Consider the following 16,390-nt stretch of genomic DNA (forward strand, 5'->3'; position numbering starts at 1 on the left):
CCCGCCTGCCCCAGCCCGGTAGTACGCCAGTTGCTTCACGCTTACCGAGAGTCGCCACGTCATGTCCAAGCTTCGCTCCGCAGTTGTCTGGTTGGTGCTGTACACGCAGATCTGGACGCCCGTCCTGGCGCAGACTCTGCCCATCTCCGTCGACAAGAACGTGCCGGGCCAGAAGCCCGTGGTGGGCGTGACCAATGGCGTGCCGGTGGTCAACATCGCGCCGCCGTCGGCCGGCGGGGTGTCGAACAACCGCTTCACCCAGTTCAACGTCGGCCCCTCGGGCGTGGTGCTGAACAACAGCGGCGCGGCCAGCCAGACGCAGGTGGCCGGACAGGTGGCGGGCAATCCGATGCTGGGCAACCAGCGCGCCACCACCATCCTGAACCAGGTGACGGCGCCCAATCCGTCGCAGCTGATGGGCATGCTGGAAGTGGCCGGCAACCGCGCCAACGTCATCGTCGCCAACCCGGCCGGCATCACCTGCAACGGTTGCGGCTTCCTCAACGCCAACCGCGCCACGCTGACCACCGGCAAGCCGGTCATCGGTCCGGATGGCACGCTGGGTTTCGACATCACCGGCGGCCGCCTGGGCATTGAAGGCGCCGGCCTGTACGGCGCCAACCTCAGCCAGCTCGACCTGATGGCGCGCACGCTGGAACTGAATGCCCAGGTCTGGGCCAACAACCTCAACGTGGTGGCGGGGGCGGCGCGGGTGGGCTATGACAGCATCGACGTCTCGGCCCTGACCGGCGCCGGAGCCGGCACCGGCGTGGCGCTGGACGTCGCCGCGCTGGGCGGCATGTACGCCAACAGCATCCGCCTCATCGGCACCGAAGCCGGCGTGGGCGTGAACATCGGCGGCAACCTGGCCGCACTGACCGGCAAGCTCACCGTCAGCGCCAACGGCGACGTCAGGATCATGCCGTCGGGCCGCCTGCAGGCGGCCACCGACCTGGCGGTGCAAAGCGCGCGCGACATCGTCAACGACGGCACGGTCGTCGCGGGCGGCGCGCTCGGCTTGAACGCCGCCGCCAGGGTCCTCAACAACAAGGCCATGTCCTCGGCCGGCAACGCCAGCATCATGGCGCGCCAGCTGGAGAACCGCGGCGCGCTCACGGCGGGCCTGCAGGCCGATGGCGCCATCAGCCCGCTCGGCGCGCTGAGCGCGCAGGTGGACCAGCTGCTCAATCCCGGCACGCTGGTGGCGGGCGGCGATGCCACCGTCACCGCGAATGTGCTGGGCCTGTCGGGCGGCAAATTCGTCGCCGGCGGCGAGTTGACCCTGGACGCCTCGGGCGCAATCACCAACCGTGGCGGCGCGGTCTATGGCGGTTCGGTGGCGCTGCGCGCCGCCAACCTGGACAACGCCGGCGGCAAGCTCACCAGCGGCGCGGCGCTTGGCGGCCAGGTGACCGGCGCCATCGACAACACCGGCGGCACGTTGGCCGGCGCCGGCGCGGTCGACCTGCGCGGCCGGTCCGTGGTCAACGCGGCGGGCGGCGTGGTCTCGGGCCAAAGCGTGGCGCTGCGCGGGGCCGACGGCATCGACAACCAGGGCGGCTCGGTCCAGGCCAACGACGCCTTGCGCGTCGATACGGCCGGCGCGATCGACAACCGTGGCGGCAAGCTGCTCGGCGGCAGCACCGACCTCCAGTCGGCCAGCCTCGACAACCGCGGCGGCATCGCCCAAGCCGACGGCAAGCTCGCCGTCACCAATAGCGGTGCCCTGCAGAACCAGGGCGGCGGCCTGTATGGTGGCACGGCCGACCTCAAGGCGGGCAGCCTCGCCAACGCCGACGGCAAGATCGCCAGCGGCGGCGCGCTGGATGTCACCACCCCTGGCGCGATCGACAACACCGGCGGCACCATCGCCGCCCAGGGCCTGGCCTCGCTGGACGCGCAGCGCCTCGTCAACCGTCGCGGCATCGTCGCCGCCAATGGCCTCACGCTCAAGACGCAGGGCCTGCTGGATAACAACGCCGGCCTGATCCAGGCCGACAACGCGCTGGTCCTCAACGCCGGCAGCCTGAGCAATCGCGACACCCTCGCCAACGGCGTCGCCGGCGCGGGCGGCACGGCCGCCGGCGCCCTGGGCCTGATGGGCAAGCAGGTCACGCTGAACGCCGGTTCCATCGACAACCAGGCCGGCCGCATCGGCGCCGGCCAGGACCTTGGCCTGACCACCGGCGCGCTCGACAACGCGCGCGGCAACGTGTCGTCCGACGCCAATGCCAAGCTCGCGTTCAGCAGCCTGGCCAACGGCGGCGGCGCCCTGACCGCCGGCGCCTCGCTGGAACTGGTCACCGGCAACCTCGACAACGACGGCAAGATCCATTCGGGCCAGGACCTGAAGATCACCGCCGACACGCTGACCAACCGCGCCGGCGGCGAATTGATCGCGGTGCGCAACAACGAACTGATCATCGGCGGCCTGCTGGCCAACGCCGGCCTGATCGACGGCGGCTACACGCTCATCAACGCCGGCAATCTTCTCAACACCGGCCGCATCTACGGCGATCGCATCGGCATCAAGACGCCACTGTTGCAGAACGAGCCCAACGCCGTCATCGCCTCGCGCGGCGACATGGACCTGGGCGTGGGTACGCTGACCAACCGCGAGCACGCCCTGATCTATGCCGCGGGCGACCTGCGGGTGGGCGGCGCGCTTGACGCCAGCGGCAAGGCCGTCGGCCAAGCGACCCTGTTGTCCAACGAGTCCGCCACCATCGAGGTCGAGCGCAACGCCGACATCGCCGCCGCTAGCATCCAGAACCGCAACCTGCATTTCGCCAGCGAAACCGTCGAAGTCGGCCGCGAAGCCAAGTGGTTCTATCGCCTGGACGGCACCACCGACATCGTCGATGGCGAAGGCATGTGGTTCTGCAACACCGTCAAGTCCATCTGCGGCCGCGACCCGAGCTGGATGGGCCAGTACGACGAGCGGCGCCTGCTGATGCCGTCGGCGCGCTATCCGGAAAGCCAGTATGGGCCGCCGTTCGACTACAGCAACATCCAGGAGGATCAGCAAGGCCGTGCCGGGTACAGCGCGCCGATCGGCCTGGCGTACGTTCCCGAGACATATGATTGTGGTGGCGGCGACGCGGGCAACTGCTATACGAATCCCGCCCAGTTCCTCTACAAGCCGGACGCCAAGATCTGGTCCGTATTCGAAATGGAGCGTCCCAGCGGAATCAGGCGGCCGCCGTCACGCGATGATTGCGGCTTTCGCTGCCCGGCCGACCTGGATCAGCAGCATGCCCAGTATGCGCATGACCTCCAGCTGTACGACACGCTGAACGACAAGATCAAGGCCTTCAACACCGACTTCCGCAACAGCCGCATGATCAAGGACTTCACCTTCTATCAGGTGACCCAGATCACGCGCGAGACCCGCATCACGCAGAGCGATCCGGGCAAGATCATCGTCGGTGGCAACGCCCGCTTGTCGGGCAACATCGTCAACGACAAGAGCCGCATCCTCGCCGGCGGCACCTTGAAGACCGAAGGCGGCACGCTGAGCAACGTCGGCGCCGAGGGGCTGCGCACGGTCGACCGTGTCGGCACCATGGCCTACACCTACGAGAAGAACGACTCCCGCAAGTACAACCGTTCCGACTACAACGCCACCGTCCTGGCCGAACGCATCGAAACCGGCCTGGGCGACGCGCAAGGCGGCGCCGCCGTCGCGCCGTCCGGCCAGACGCCAGGGTCCAGCACCGTCGTCCAGGCGTTGCCGCCAGCCACGCTGACGCGCGTCACGCTACCCGGCAACCAGACCATCGCTGTCGTCGTGCTGCCGCCGACCATTCCGACCAGCAAGCTGTACCAGGTCATCACGGCACCCAACGCGCCTTACCTGATCGCCACCGACAGCCAGTTCATCGGCTCGCGCACCGTGGTGTCCAGCGACTTCCTGCTGGAGAAACTGAACCAGGACCCCGGCCATATCCTCAAGCGCCTGGGCGACGGTTTTTATGAACAGAAGCTGGTCGCCGAACAAGTCATGCTGGCCAGCGGCCAGCGTTTCGTCGGCGACTACACCGACAACGAAACCCAGTACAAGGCGCTGCTGTCGTCAGGCGCCGACTTCGCCAACACGTTCGGCCTGGCCGTGGGCACCGCGCTGACCGAAGATCAGATGCGCCACCTGACCAGCGACATCGTCTGGATGGTGGAGCAGACCGTGACGCTGCCCGATGGCACCCAGCAGAAGGTGCTGGCCCCGCAGGTCTATCTGGCCGTCAAGCCGGGCGACCTGCGCGGCGACGGCACGCTGATCGCGGGCCGCGACACGCAGATCAGCACGACGGGCGACGTGGACAACAGCGGCACCATCGGTGCGCGCAATGCGTTGGTGGTCGATGCCCAGAACGTGCGCAACACCGTGGGCACGATCCAGGGCAAGACCGTCAACCTGAATGCGCGCAATGACATCGATAACCTGGCGGGACTGCTCAAGGGGGATGCGGTCGCGCTGACGGCGGGCCGCGATGTCAACCTGACTTCCAGCACGCAATCGAATGTTCGCGGCGGAATCAGCAACACCATCATTGATGGGGTGGCGCGCGTCGATGCCGGCTCGTTGAACGTGCAGGCGGGCCGTGATGTCAACGCGCAGGCCGCGGCCATCGCCGCCACCGGCGACGCCAGCATCCGCGCCGGCAACGACATCAACCTGACCGCCGTCGGCACGAGCTACGGGGAGTCGTTCAACTTCGGCAAGAAGAACCGGTCGGAGATGCGTACGACGGAAGACGTCGGCACTCGCATTGCCGCCGCCGGAAACCTGACGTTGATGGCCGCGCAGGACATCAATGCCATTGCCGCGCAAGTGTCTTCCGACAAGCAGTTGGCGGTGGGCGCGGGGCGCGATATCAATGTGCTGGCGGGGGATTCCAGCGGGTATACGTATAACGAGATTTACTACAAGACGAAGGGGTTCCTTTCCAGCAAGACGACGCATCGCATCAAGGAGGCGTCGTGGACACAGGCGGTGTCTTCCACCTTTACCGGTGATAGCGCCGTGCTGATGGCGGGGCGGGACCTCAACGTGGCCGGCTCCAATGTGGCTGCGCAGAAAGACCTGGTCATGTCGGCGGACCGCAATGTCAACATCGTCGCGGAGCAGAACACGGCCAACGACTACCAGTACGAGAAGATCAAGAAGTCGGGTTTTGGCGCGCTGGGTGGCATCAGCTATGGCTCGCGCCAGACGACGGATTGGGCGGATACCAAGCGGGGGCTCAATACCGGCAGCACCATTGGCAGTGTAACGGGTGACGTCCTGATCAATGCAGGAGCGTCGCTGAATGTTCTTGGCAGTGACGTCATCGCGCGCCAGGGTGACATCATGATGATCGGTCGTGATGTCAGTATCGTGGGTGGTGCCGACACCATGCGTCAACGAGAGGTGCATGAGGTTAAGCAATCCGGTGTCACAGTCACGGCAAGCAATCCAGTGGTCAGTGCCATGCAGACGGGTGGTCGTATGGCACAGGCCGCAGGGAAGGTGGATAACCCAGTCATGATGGGTCTGGCCGGTATCACTACCGGACTTGCGGCGAGCAACGCCTACGATGCGGTCATGGCGAATCCGGCCCAGTTGGGTGGTGCCAGCATCAAGATCAGTTTCGGCAGCAGCAAGAGTTCGAGTACGACCGATCGAAGCTCATCTGTTTCGGTAGGGTCGAACGTTGCAGCGGGCAAGGATTTGACGATCGTCGCCAAGGGTGCAGGCAGCGCATCGGGTATCAACGTCATCGGCTCGAATCTGTCTGCCGGCAATAACGCAGTGCTGAAGGCGGATGGCGATATTCTGCTGCAAGCCGCCAAGAATACCTTCGAGCAGAAGACAGATAGCAAAAGCAGCGGCTTCAGCGTCGGGATTGGCTTCAGCACAGGAAAATCCAATGGCGTCACGCTGGAACTGGGCGCATCTACATCACGGGGTAGTTCGGACGGTAAGGATCAGACCTGGACGAACAGTCAGCTTATCGCCGGGAATGTGCTGGCCTTGCAATCAGGTGGTGATACCAAGCTGGTAGGTGCTAGTGGAAAGGCGGAGCAGATCATAGCTTCTGTAGGGGGAAACCTGCTCCTGGAGAGTCTGCAGGATTCCAGCACTTATAAATCGAAGCAAAGCAGTGCCGGTATTGGCTTGAGTCTTTGTATTCCGCCATTCTGCGCCGGGGCCAGCAGCGTCAGTGCAAATTTCGGCACCGGCAAGATGAACAGCAATTTCCAATCGGTTACCGATCAAACTGGGCTGTGGGCAGGTGACGGGGGCTTCCTGATTGACGTCAAGAACAACACGACCTTGATTGGCAGCGTCATCGCCAGCAGTGACAAGGCTGTAGCGGAGGGCCTGAACAAGCTCAGCACGGGCACCCTGGTCACGCAGGACATCAAGAACTCCGCCAGCTACAGCGCCAATCAGATTGCGGTAGGCGGAGGCTTCGGGTTTGGCGGCGGTGCCTCGAAAGAAGGTTCGGCGGGTCTGGGCACCACCAAGGGCAACCAGGTGGCCGGCGGCGCGACCAAGGACGCAGGCACTTCCTTGTCGTCAAGCGGCGGCTTTTCCGCCAATCTACCGACGGTGGTTGCGGCCAGCGGCAATAGCAGTTCCACGACCCAAAGCGCCATCAGTGGCGGCACCATCATCATCCGCGACGAAGAAGGACAGCGAGCGCTGACAGGCAAGACCGCGGCGGAGACGATTGCGGCGCTGAATCGGGATACGTCGGATACGTTGAATGCGCTGAAGCCGATCTTTGACAAGGAGAAGATCGAGGCGGGGTTTGAGATTGCGTCGGAGGCCAGCCGGCAGTTGGGGCAGTTCTTGACGAATCGGGCTAAGGAAATCCAGGACGCCAAGCAGCGCTCTGAAGACCCGCGCTTGTCTTATGCCGAGCGCATCCAAGCCGCGAAAGAGTATGCAGATCTGGAAGGTAAATGGGGGGCTAGAGGAACGTACAGCCAGTGGGGCACCATCATTCTGGGTGCGGCAAGTGGCAACGTAATGGGAGGTACAGGTCAGTTCGTTCAGGCGGCCGCCGTAAATTATCTGCAGACGCTGGGCGCTGCGCAGATCAAAGAGTTGAGCCGTGAACTAGGTGGTGAAGGCTCGGCGGGGCATGCGGCGTTGCATGCCGTGCTTGGCTGCGCGGGAGCCGCTGCTCAAGGAGCCTCCTGCGGAGCGGGCGGTGTGGGCGCGCTATCAGGCGTGGTGCTGAGCAAACTGCTGGAAAATCTGGAGGGAGATGGTGGTAAGAATCTATCTGCGGAGGATCAGCAGACCCGCGTCAATTTGATAACCAGCATTGTTGCCGGCATTGCCGCTGCCATCGACCCGAATGCGGCCAGCGCCGCCCAAGTCGCGGCGCGTATAGAACTGGAGAACAACAGCCGCTACATGAACCGCGATAAGGTTGGGCGGCTGAAAGCTGAGCTGACTGACGAGTTGTTGAGGGAGTGTACCGAAGCGAGCTGCTTCCAGGAGGGCTTCGATCGGGCGGATCGTATGGCATCAGCCTACGATGTGGCGCTGATACTCAGCCACTACCCGCAACTGACTAAAGAAAAGGCCGACACGCTTGCCCAGGCTGTGCTGGACCTCGCGCCCGGAGTGTCAAACGCCAGTGCGCTGTATGAACTGGTGACGGGGCGGACGGCGACGGGCGAAGAAGCGAACAGGTTCTTCTCTTCGTTGGGGTTGGTGCCTGTTGTTGGGGGGATGCTGAAGAAGGGGGGGCAGGCGCTGCATGTTTTTGCTGACGTGGGGAAGGCGGTCGATGTCGGCAAGATTGGTGGGGTGGCGGGGGCGAAGGCGGCTATAGGATTTTCTGAAGATGCGGCGCGAGCTGCGCTTTCTAATATCGGTCGAGTAGATCATTCCGCTAGGCATTTGATTGAAGCGGGGGTAATTACTGCGAATTCTGGATCAAAGGCGGCCAGACAAGCATTTCAGGAAATTGGGCAGGTTATCCTGACGAATCCTGAAAAAACCTTCGATCATGTTATGGCGCAGGGAGGGCAAGCGGTGAAAGGCTTCTATGGAAAGGTTAATGGAGTGGATGTAATTATCTTTGTCGCAAAAGAAGGCGTTGGAAAGGTTGGGGTTGGAGATATTGTGACAGCGATAAAACCGTCCGTGCAACAAATGAGGAACTTTGGGCTATGAGAACTAGTGAGAGTCTTGGAATTTATTGGGCTTTTGTGGATGATGATAGTGGTGAGTTGTATCAAGACGAAGTGGCCGGATTGATTTTATTCGGATTTTGGAAGGCGTCGTATTCGCCTAGCATTATGGAGAAGGCTTCGTTCCTAAATGATATATGGAAAGAGTTTGCCGATATAAAGCTCAGGGAGTGGGAGGGCGGCGCTTTGAGTAATTTATCTGTCGAGATAAAAATAAATTCTTGGCCAACTGAAAAGTTGTGGAAGAAAAATATCGAGGCTTCGTTGCGTTGGTTTGTGGACAACGGGGCACTCATATCGTGGTGCGGTGGTGAATTATCCAGCCCTTCACTAAGCGTATTTCATCCGGAGAGTGGTGCGGGATCAGTATATGCGGCCTATTGTGAAAGCATCGGTTTTGCTTGCGGTTCTGAACTGAATTCTGAGTATTGCGATCTTGATGCGGTTGATCTCGAAAAATTTGCAGGCGCGGTGAAGGCTTCCGGGGTTGTGAATTTTTAGAAGAATGCGGGAGTTTTGTGGTTAAAAAAGGGAAAGGGGTGTTTCAGGAAAATAGGGTGTCAGACTACGTTTTCGTCATAAGTCTTTGCATTGTGCATGGCAACCTGTGCTTCCGGACACAGCACTCGTTGTCCTCCTGATCCAGCTTTCAGGTTGTGCTGTCACGCCGAGGGCGGGTCTTGCTGATCGTGCGACGACGAGTCACGCTAGCTCGTGCTAGGCGTACGTGACTATTTCAACCGTGGGCTGGCCAAGGATGGGCTGCGCATCGCTGCGGATTTTGCCAACAGGTTGGCTCGCACGATGCGCGAGCGTTGCGTCGAGGCTTACCCCTACCAGTGCACTCAGTCCGGCTTGCTGCGTTTGGCCGAGCCTCGCGATGCCTATGGCAAGTGAGCACCACGTTTGCCGTGGCTAATTTCTTTTTTTCTTGAGAGTAGTGGATGCTTGCTATGTTGCGTTGCATGGCGCCCGCTTTATTGCGGGGCGGCGCCTTGGCGGGTTGCTCCGCCACCAATCCCAATATCCTCAGCCATTACGACGCTGGCAGCAGTGCGCGGGTTCGCGTGTATGTGTATACGGCCGATCGCATCCGCCTGGATTTTGACAGGACGTGCTTCCTGCCCGCGTCGGGCCTGTTCGGCCACGGTGATGGCTTGGAAACGATTCAGCGCTCGCACATGCGTGGTGGCGGCAGCGTCGGAATGCCGCCTTCGCCGAACATCTCGGGCCTGGTGTTCGACGAATTCATCATTAAGGCGGGTATTCCGGTGACCATCTACGGTCAGGTCGGCGGGACATACCAAAACGCCGGGCCTTACGGCTCTGCGATCACCACGAGCCGGCGCGAGACGAAGAATGCCGCGTACTTCACGCCAGCCCGGGCAAGGACTACGAGGTCTATGTGGAGCGGCGCGCGGTCGTGGTGCAGGACATCACGGTGCCCGGCGCCAGCGCAGCGGAACGGCAGGTGTCGTTGATGCCGTCTTCGCCCTGCCCGGAACCCCCTGCAACTGTGATGCCGAAGGTCTGACCGCGGTTGCAGGGCCTATCTGGTGCGTGCCGCCCAGAACGCCTTCGAGCAACACAGCACGAACTGGTGGCAAGACTAAGGAAATAACAAATTCCTTTATAACTATGCTGCCTAGGACAAAATGATGACTAATTTGGCTTGGCTTGAGAGGCTCAAGAAGTCATTTGCTTCTACTGGTCTGAGTTATGAAGATCTCTACGAATTGATAACGGCTTCTATCGCGAGAGGTAAGACTAGTTTTCCAGCGCGCGTTCACACCGGCCACGCTCCCAACCGATACGCCGAATCCCAGAACATCCATTCCAACTGCGCCGCATGCGTATACGCCCGGTGCATCTCATCCCGCGTCTGCGCCGACGCCTTCTCGGCCGCCTGGTCCACCGACGCAATCACTTCACGCACCAGCGCGTGGAATTCATCCCCGGCATACGTATCGATCCAGGCCCCATACGGATTGGGACGCGTCGCCCGCGAGTGGATGTCGCGGCCGATTTCCGCGTAGATCCAGAAGCACGGCAGCAGCGCGGCCAACGCCACCGGGTACGGCGCGCTCCACGCCGTGGCGATGAGAAAGCTGGTGTAGTGATGGCTGGCCGGCGACAGCGGCGTGCTGGCGAACGTCTCGGCGTCGATGCCGAACTGCTTCATGAACCCCTCATGCAGGCTGCGCTCGACCACCACGGCGTTCTTGGCGGCGTCGGCGAACTGCACCACGCCGTCGGCATGGTCGGCCTTGGCGGCGGCGACCGCCAGGGCGCGGCCGAAGGCCAGCAGGTAGTGAGCGTCCTGGATCATGTAGTGGCGGAACGCCTGTTCGCTGAGCTGGCCGCTGGCCAGTTCCTGGTTGAACGGCATGGTGCGCGTTTTTTCGTACAGAGCGGCATTGCGCGCCCAGGCGTCGGTGCTGAAAGACATGGCAATCCTCAAGGCGAAATCGGACGGCGCGTGCGCGCGCGTCGGGGTTGAGGATCCAAGGGTATCAACAATTGCGCGGCGCGTCGGCGGGTTCGTATCGCGGTCGCGCGCGGTCAGATGTCGTCGAAATAGAAGGCCTTGTTTATCTTGGCCTCGAATCTGAGGTAGGCGGCGGATTCCTGCCAGGCCTGGCAGGCGCCGATCAAAAACAGCACGCCGACGATGGCGGCAATGGCACCCAGCCAGCTGAAGCTCACTGCCAGCAGGATCAGCGGCACGGCGCAGACCAGCGCCAGCCACCATTGCAGCAGCAGCTTGAGCAGCATGCCGAGGAAGAAATAGCCGGCTACCAGTCCTACCAGGACGGCGACGACGATCAGGAATTCCATGGCGTTCAGGCTGCCAGGATACGGGCTTTCTGCGCGGCGAACTCTTCGTCGGTCAATACGCCGCGGTCGCGCAAGGTGGCAAGCCGTTCCAGCTTGAGGATGATGTCGTCGTCGGATGCCGCGGCGACGGCTGGGGCGGCGGGTTGCATGAAGCGTGACTTGCGCGCTTCGATGGCCTGCTGCACGCGATTGGTGAACCGGACCACGGTCTTTTTCCAGACGTTGCGGATCTGGTAGCTGCCGGCGCTGTCCTGGATGGAGATGTTGCCGAACATGATGCCGGTCTCGCCGGACACGGCGTTGACCTTGTCCAGGTCGATCGCGGTCTGGCGCAGTCCGTAGATCAGGCCCTTGTCGAGAAAGATGATGCGCTTGTCGGTCAGCGTGATGAGCCAGGTGTTGTTGTTCATCATGCCTGTCGTGAAGGCCAGGATTTCCTCGCCGTCGTGCAGCACGTGGGGCAGATGGTTCAGTTCCTTCTTGGTGAAGAACTGGTCGTCGCCGATTTCACGGGCGATCTCGTCATAGCGCGCTTTCAGTTGTTCGGGCGACGCGTTTTTATAGTCGAAGGCCATGCACTTCCTTGCATCCGGTTATGGCATCGGCAGCCAAAGCGCGCCTATCTTAAGCCACGGGCCGGGCAGGCGGAGGCGCGCCCGGAAAAAAACCTCCGGGCCGGCGGCCAACCCGGGAGGCTCCCTGTCGATTGTCGAGATTCGAAGCGGCGCGCGGCCCGCTGCGAGCGCCGCATTCCAAGTGGCGCTGGGCCTACTGCATGTACCACCCATGGCTGACCACGAACGACTGCCCGGTGAACGCCGCGCTGGGGAAGGTCGACAGGAACAGCGCCGTTTGCGCCACGTCTTCGACGGTGGTGAAGATGCCGTCGACGGTGTCGCCCAGCATCACCTTCTTGACCACGTCTTCCTCGCTAATGCCCAGCTCCTTGGCCTGCTCGGGGATCTGCTTTTCGACCAGCGGCGTGCGCACGAAGCCGGGGCAGATGACGTGCGAGCGCACGTTGTGCTTGGCGCCTTCCTTGGCCAGCACGCGCGCCAGGCCCAGCAGCGCATGCTTGGCGGCGACGTAGGCGGACTTGAGCGGTGAGGCCTCGTGCGAGTGGACCGAGCCCATATAGATGACGACGCCGCCGCGATCATCCTTGTACATGTGCTTGAGCGCGGCCTTGGTGGTGAGGAAGGCGCCATCGACGTGGATGGCCTGCATCTTCTTCCAGTCGGCGAAGGCGAAGTTCTCGATGGGGTTGACGATCTGGATGCCGGCGTTCGAGATCAGGATGTCGATGCTGCCGTAGGCGGCGGCGACGCGGTCGATGCCCTGGTTGACGGCGTCTTCGTTGGTGACGTCCATGGCCACGCCCATGGCCTTGCCGCCGGCCTGTTCGATCTCGCGGGCGACGGCGTCGGCGCCGGCCTGGTTCAGGTCGGCGATGGCGATGGCCGCGCCGGCGCGCGACAGGGTCAGCGCGATTTCCTTGCCAATGCCGCTGGCGGCGCCGGTGACGACGGCGACTTTTCCGTTCAGATTGCTCATGCTGGGGAACCTCCGGGTAAGGATGCCGCGGGCCGGGGGGCGCCCGCGGATGCGAGGGGCATGGCTTGATGGTAGCGCTCCAGGATGAGCGCAGCCTGAACGCCACGGCCAGGGTAACTTTCTATGTCATTTGCTTCCGCCGCATGTCAGGCCGGTGCACGGCGGGGCGGCGTGGTCCCCGGGGCAAGCCGCGCGCCTTCGACGCCGCGCCAGCCACCCTGCTAAGCGGGTTTTGTTACGAAGCCGCTCGATGCGCGGTATTCGGCCATTGCCGGTTGCGCCGGGCTGCGCGAGAATCCGCCGCATTCGGTCCCGCCCTGGATGGCGGGATCCTTGTTTCTTACAAGGCGAAGTCAAGCGTGGCATCAGTCATGAACGGTCGAGCGGGCAAGCAAGGTGTGGCAGGGTGGGCGCGCGGTGTCGCGGCGGCCGTGTTGGGGTTGGCGGCGCTGTCGGCGCAGGCGGCCTACGTGGTGGTGGACACGGGCCACACGCCCAAGCAGCCGGGCGCCACGGGCGCCAGTGGCCGGGTGGAATACCAATACAACCTGGACCTGAGCGGCGCGGTGGCGACGGATCTGCTGGCGCTGGGCGATCGCGTGACGCGCGTGTCGGCCGATGGCGCCGAGATTGCGCTGGGCCGGCGCGCGCTGACCGCGCCCGATGCGGATTTCTTCATCTCCATCCATCACGATTCGATGCAGCAGAAGTACATCGATGCTGGCCGCCAGCGGGAATTCGCGGGGTTCGCCATCTTTGTCTCGCAGCTCAATCCCCGCTACGAGGACAGCCTGCGCTGCGCCAAGGCGATCGGCGAGGCGTTGGTGGCGGCGGGCGAAAAGCCGTCGCTGTACCACGCCGAGCCCATCGCGGGCGAAAACCGGCCGCTGCTCGACCGCCGCCTGGGCGTGCATCGCTACGACGGATTGGCGGTGCTCAAGACCGCGGCGATGCCGGCGGTGCTGGTGGAGGCGGGTGTGATCGTGAATCCCGACGAGGAGGCGCGCCTGGCGCGGCCCGAGACCATCCAGCGCCTGGCGCGGGCGATCGCGGACGGCACGCACGCCTGCCAGCTGCGCTAGCGCGGCGAGGGGGCCAGCGGGCGGATGCGGGATGAAATCGCAAGGGATGGATAAAATCCGGCATTCGTATGGTGGGCCGCCGCGCCCGGACGACGCGGTTGCGCAGGGCGGGGGCGATCCCGGCCGTGGCGTGCGTTCCGAGAACAAGGACTGATGATGCTGAAAAGAAAACTGACGATGTTGGCCGCGTCCCTGGCGCTATCGATGACCGGGCTGTCCGTCGCGGTGGCGCAGACGCAGGCGCCGGCGCAGCAGCAAGAGGAGCCCGAGCGCTACGGCCCGTTCTTCTTCCTGCCCAGCCAGCCCAATCTGCTGGTCTACGTGGGCGCGGTGGGCGCCAACGACATGCTCAACTTGAAGAAGGCGCTGCGCGAGCATCCGACCATCTCCACGCTGATCCTGCAGAACAATGGCGGCGGCCTGGTGCATATCGGGCTGGTGGTGGCCGAAGAGGTCTACGAGCGCGGCCTGAATACCTATATCCCGAAGGACAGCTACTGTGCGTCGGCCTGCTCGTTCGTGTTCTTCGCGGGGCGCCAGCGCCTGGCCGAAGGCCGGCTGGGCGTGCACCAGATTTCCGCGCCCGAGATGACGGGCGAACAGGCGCAGTTCGGGGTTTCGGACATCGTCGCGACCCTGCCGAAGTACGGCGTGTCGGCGGACGTGCTGGGGATCATGTTCAGCACGCCGCCCAAGGAGATGTACTTCTTCTCGCCGCAGGAGATCATCAAGTACGGCATCAACCGCACCGGCAACGTCCGCACGGCCAGCAATGACGTGCAGCCGGGCACGGGCCAGCGCGCGGCTCCGGCGCCCGCGGCGGCGCCCGCGCCGCAGGCGCAGTCGCCCGGGGATGCCAAGCTGCCGCCGCGCAAGCCGGCCTCGCCCGATGCCGCGCCGGCGCCGGCCGGCCCCGTGGCCAACCCGTACATGCCCAAGGAAACCGCGCCCGCGGCGATTACCGACGAGCAGAAGGCGATCAATGCCGCGGCCCTGATGATCCAGGCGGGCAGCGGCACCAATGAGGAAGCGCTGAAGTTCACGCGCGAGTTCTACGCCGATACGGTCGACTACTTCAAGAAGCAGCGGCCGAAATCCGAGATCCTGGCGGACAAGGAGGCGTACTTCGCGCGCTGGCCGGTGCGTCGTTTCGTGGTCGACCAGAATTCGCTGCGGGCCAAGTGCCAGGACCAGATGTGCATGGTCAAGGGCCTCTACGACTACAAGGTATCGAGCCCGGAACGCGGCAAGACCGCGACCGGCACGTCGAATTTCACTTACGTCCTTGACCTGCGCAACCGTTACCGCATCGTCATGGAAGACAGCGAGGTCATCAGCCGCTGACGCAGCGGCCCGATGCCAGGGAGAACTGCAATGAGTTTCAGGAATCGCGCGGCGCAGCTGTTGTGCCTGGTGGGATTGGGCGTGCTGGCGGCGCCGGCGCTGGCGATCAATTGCCAGAAGGCCAGCAGCCCGTCGGAGAAGCTGATCTGCTCGGATCGCAAGGCGGTGGCCGCCGACGCCGAGCTGAACCGCGCCTATGCGGCGGTGCTGAAGCAGGCGCCGGACGAGGAGATCCGCAAGATGCTGGTGGACAGCCAGCGGCGCTGGATCGAGGCTCGCGACCGCGCGCTGGAAGGGCTGACCGACGATTCCGATGCGCTGCAGGACGACAAGACGCCTGGCGGCCTGGCGGCCGACATGATCCTGAACCGCGTGGCCGCGCTCAAGGAAATCAGGAAGGGCGACAAGCTGCCCGCCATGATCGCCACGGCGCTGCGCCAGCGCGAGTTCAACAAGCAGTTCACGGGCGGGCCCTTCGCCGGCTTTGACGTGTCGTGCGATGTCCTGCCACGCGACTACAAGTACTACGGTTGCTTCGCGATCCGCCACTACCAGAACAACGATCGCATCTGCAGCGCGGAAGAATACTGGGCCACGGGCTCGGTCTATGCGCAGCGCTACGTGGCCAAGGTGGTCGAGAACAAGCCGGTGCCGGTGGCGTCCTGCTCGTTCAACGGCGTCGACGCCAATTGTCCCGGCGGCATTTCCGATGACGCGCACTGGAACACGGGACCCGACGTGCACAAGGTCGACTATTCCTCCACGCCGCTGCCCAAGGTGGACGGTGAAGTGCATGACGACGATGAGTACGGCTGGCTCAAGGCCTGCCTGACCGACCCGTCGTTCCCGCTGTCCAACCCGAAGGACGCCGGCCGCTAGCCGGGTCGGGGTGCGCCGGGCGGGGCCGTATCAGGCCGGGTCGTCGGCGGCGGCCCGGGCCAGGCGCTTGCGGTGGTGCCTGGCGTAGTCCTGCAACGCGTCGCGCAGTACTACCGCCTGGTTGTGCGCGGTATTGCGCGCGCCATACAGCAACGTCAGCGGACGCGCGCCGGCGGCCTCCAGCAGCGCGGCCATGCGGGCCTGCTGCGCCGGGTCGGCCAGCTCGGCCAGGTATTTTTCCCGGAAGGCGTCCCAGCGCTCGTCGAGGTGGCTGAACCACTTGCACAATTCGGCGCTGGGGGCGATGTCCTTGGCCCATTCATTTAGCGCCAGGTCGGCGCGGCGCAGGCCGCGCGGCCACATGCGGTCCACCAGCGCCCGATAGCTGCCTTCGGGGCCGAGGCCTTCATAGACGCGTTGCACGGAAATGGCGGACGGTTTCATCGCGGGGGGCTCCTGTGACGGATCCCCCAGTCTACTACCGCAATGCACTGCCG

At 63.7% G+C, this 16,390-nt stretch carries 11 protein-coding genes; 6 read left to right on the plus strand and 5 right to left on the minus strand.

All coding sequences use genetic code 11. From position 1 onward, the window contains the following. Positions 1-61 precede the first annotated feature (61 nt). From AC1HFW_RS22500 to AC1HFW_RS22510, 3 genes are all read left to right on the plus strand, one after another. A complete protein-coding gene (locus tag AC1HFW_RS22500) occupies positions 62-8,179 on the plus strand; it encodes a hemagglutinin repeat-containing protein (RefSeq protein ID WP_479285267.1) in 8,118 nt (2,705 codons plus the stop codon). After that, positions 8,176-8,697 carry a hypothetical protein gene (locus AC1HFW_RS22505; RefSeq protein WP_241072932.1) on the plus strand — a complete coding sequence of 174 codons (522 nt, stop codon included), beginning with the start codon at positions 8,176-8,178 and terminating at the stop codon, positions 8,695-8,697. Before AC1HFW_RS22500 ends, AC1HFW_RS22505 begins: the two co-directional genes overlap by 4 nt. A 443-nt stretch (positions 8,698-9,140) precedes the next feature. Further along, on the plus strand, positions 9,141-9,677 hold the full coding sequence (locus AC1HFW_RS22510; protein ID WP_479285268.1) for a hypothetical protein: 537 nt from the start codon (positions 9,141-9,143) through the stop codon (positions 9,675-9,677). A 305-nt stretch (positions 9,678-9,982) separates the two neighbouring features. On the opposite strand, the gene tenA is transcribed toward AC1HFW_RS22510, so the two are convergent. The 4 genes from tenA to AC1HFW_RS22530 all read right to left on the minus strand — a co-directional run bounded on the left by tenA (position 9,983) and on the right by AC1HFW_RS22530 (position 12,588). Beyond that, positions 9,983-10,645, minus strand: a complete 663-nt coding sequence (tenA, locus tag AC1HFW_RS22515; RefSeq protein ID WP_479285269.1) for a thiaminase II — start codon at positions 10,643-10,645, stop codon at positions 9,983-9,985. A gap of 113 nt (positions 10,646-10,758) precedes the next feature. Then, complete coding sequence (locus AC1HFW_RS22520; protein ID WP_479285270.1) at positions 10,759-11,034, minus strand: hypothetical protein; 276 nt, start codon at positions 11,032-11,034, stop codon at positions 10,759-10,761. A gap of 5 nt (positions 11,035-11,039) precedes the next feature. Next, positions 11,040-11,609: a PH domain-containing protein gene (locus tag AC1HFW_RS22525; RefSeq protein WP_006391871.1), complete on the minus strand. Its 570-nt coding sequence runs from the start codon at positions 11,607-11,609 to the stop codon at positions 11,040-11,042. Between the two features lie 193 nt (positions 11,610-11,802). Further along, entirely contained in the window at positions 11,803-12,588 is a 786-nt protein-coding gene (locus AC1HFW_RS22530) for a 3-hydroxybutyrate dehydrogenase (RefSeq protein WP_006391870.1), read from the minus strand. Positions 12,589-12,959: 371 nt separating this feature from the next. On the opposite strand from AC1HFW_RS22530, the gene AC1HFW_RS22535 reads away from it, so the two are divergent. From AC1HFW_RS22535 to AC1HFW_RS22545, 3 genes are all read left to right on the plus strand, one after another. Next, entirely contained in the window at positions 12,960-13,670 is a 711-nt protein-coding gene (locus AC1HFW_RS22535) for an N-acetylmuramoyl-L-alanine amidase family protein (protein WP_479285271.1), read from the plus strand. A 177-nt stretch (positions 13,671-13,847) separates the two neighbouring features. Beyond that, positions 13,848-15,014, plus strand: coding sequence for a COG3904 family protein (locus AC1HFW_RS22540; RefSeq protein WP_061073021.1), 1,167 nt, complete (start codon positions 13,848-13,850; stop codon positions 15,012-15,014). A 30-nt stretch (positions 15,015-15,044) separates the two neighbouring features. After that, on the plus strand, positions 15,045-15,893 hold the full coding sequence (locus tag AC1HFW_RS22545; RefSeq protein ID WP_241068502.1) for a lysozyme inhibitor LprI family protein: 849 nt from the start codon (positions 15,045-15,047) through the stop codon (positions 15,891-15,893). Positions 15,894-15,923: 30 nt separating this feature from the next. On the opposite strand, the gene AC1HFW_RS22550 is transcribed toward AC1HFW_RS22545, so the two are convergent. Beyond that, positions 15,924-16,337 (minus strand): DUF488 domain-containing protein, encoded by a 414-nt coding sequence (locus tag AC1HFW_RS22550; protein ID WP_116521879.1) that lies wholly within the window; start codon positions 16,335-16,337, stop codon positions 15,924-15,926. Positions 16,338-16,390: the final 53 nt, after the last annotated feature.

Source organism: Achromobacter sp. ISS7 (genome assembly GCF_056523125.1).

Bases quoted from the DNA above. Each gene is read 5' to 3' on its own strand.
- AC1HFW_RS22505 (WP_241072932.1), top strand. From the start codon at position 8,176: ATGAGAACTAGTGAGAGTCTTGGAATTTATTGGGCTTTTGTGGATGAT.
- AC1HFW_RS22525 (WP_006391871.1), bottom strand. From the start codon at position 11,609: ATGGCCTTCGACTATAAAAACGCGTCGCCCGAACAACTGAAAGCGCGC.
- AC1HFW_RS22535 (WP_479285271.1), top strand. From the start codon at position 12,960: ATGAACGGTCGAGCGGGCAAGCAAGGTGTGGCAGGGTGGGCGCGCGGT.
- AC1HFW_RS22520 (WP_479285270.1), bottom strand. From the start codon at position 11,034: ATGGAATTCCTGATCGTCGTCGCCGTCCTGGTAGGACTGGTAGCCGGC.
- AC1HFW_RS22545 (WP_241068502.1), top strand. From the start codon at position 15,045: ATGAGTTTCAGGAATCGCGCGGCGCAGCTGTTGTGCCTGGTGGGATTG.
- AC1HFW_RS22510 (WP_479285268.1), top strand. From the start codon at position 9,141: ATGCTTGCTATGTTGCGTTGCATGGCGCCCGCTTTATTGCGGGGCGGC.
- AC1HFW_RS22530 (WP_006391870.1), bottom strand. From the start codon at position 12,588: ATGAGCAATCTGAACGGAAAAGTCGCCGTCGTCACCGGCGCCGCCAGC.
- AC1HFW_RS22500 (WP_479285267.1), top strand. From the start codon at position 62: ATGTCCAAGCTTCGCTCCGCAGTTGTCTGGTTGGTGCTGTACACGCAG.
- AC1HFW_RS22540 (WP_061073021.1), top strand. From the start codon at position 13,848: ATGTTGGCCGCGTCCCTGGCGCTATCGATGACCGGGCTGTCCGTCGCG.
- AC1HFW_RS22550 (WP_116521879.1), bottom strand. From the start codon at position 16,337: ATGAAACCGTCCGCCATTTCCGTGCAACGCGTCTATGAAGGCCTCGGC.
- tenA (WP_479285269.1), bottom strand. From the start codon at position 10,645: ATGTCTTTCAGCACCGACGCCTGGGCGCGCAATGCCGCTCTGTACGAA.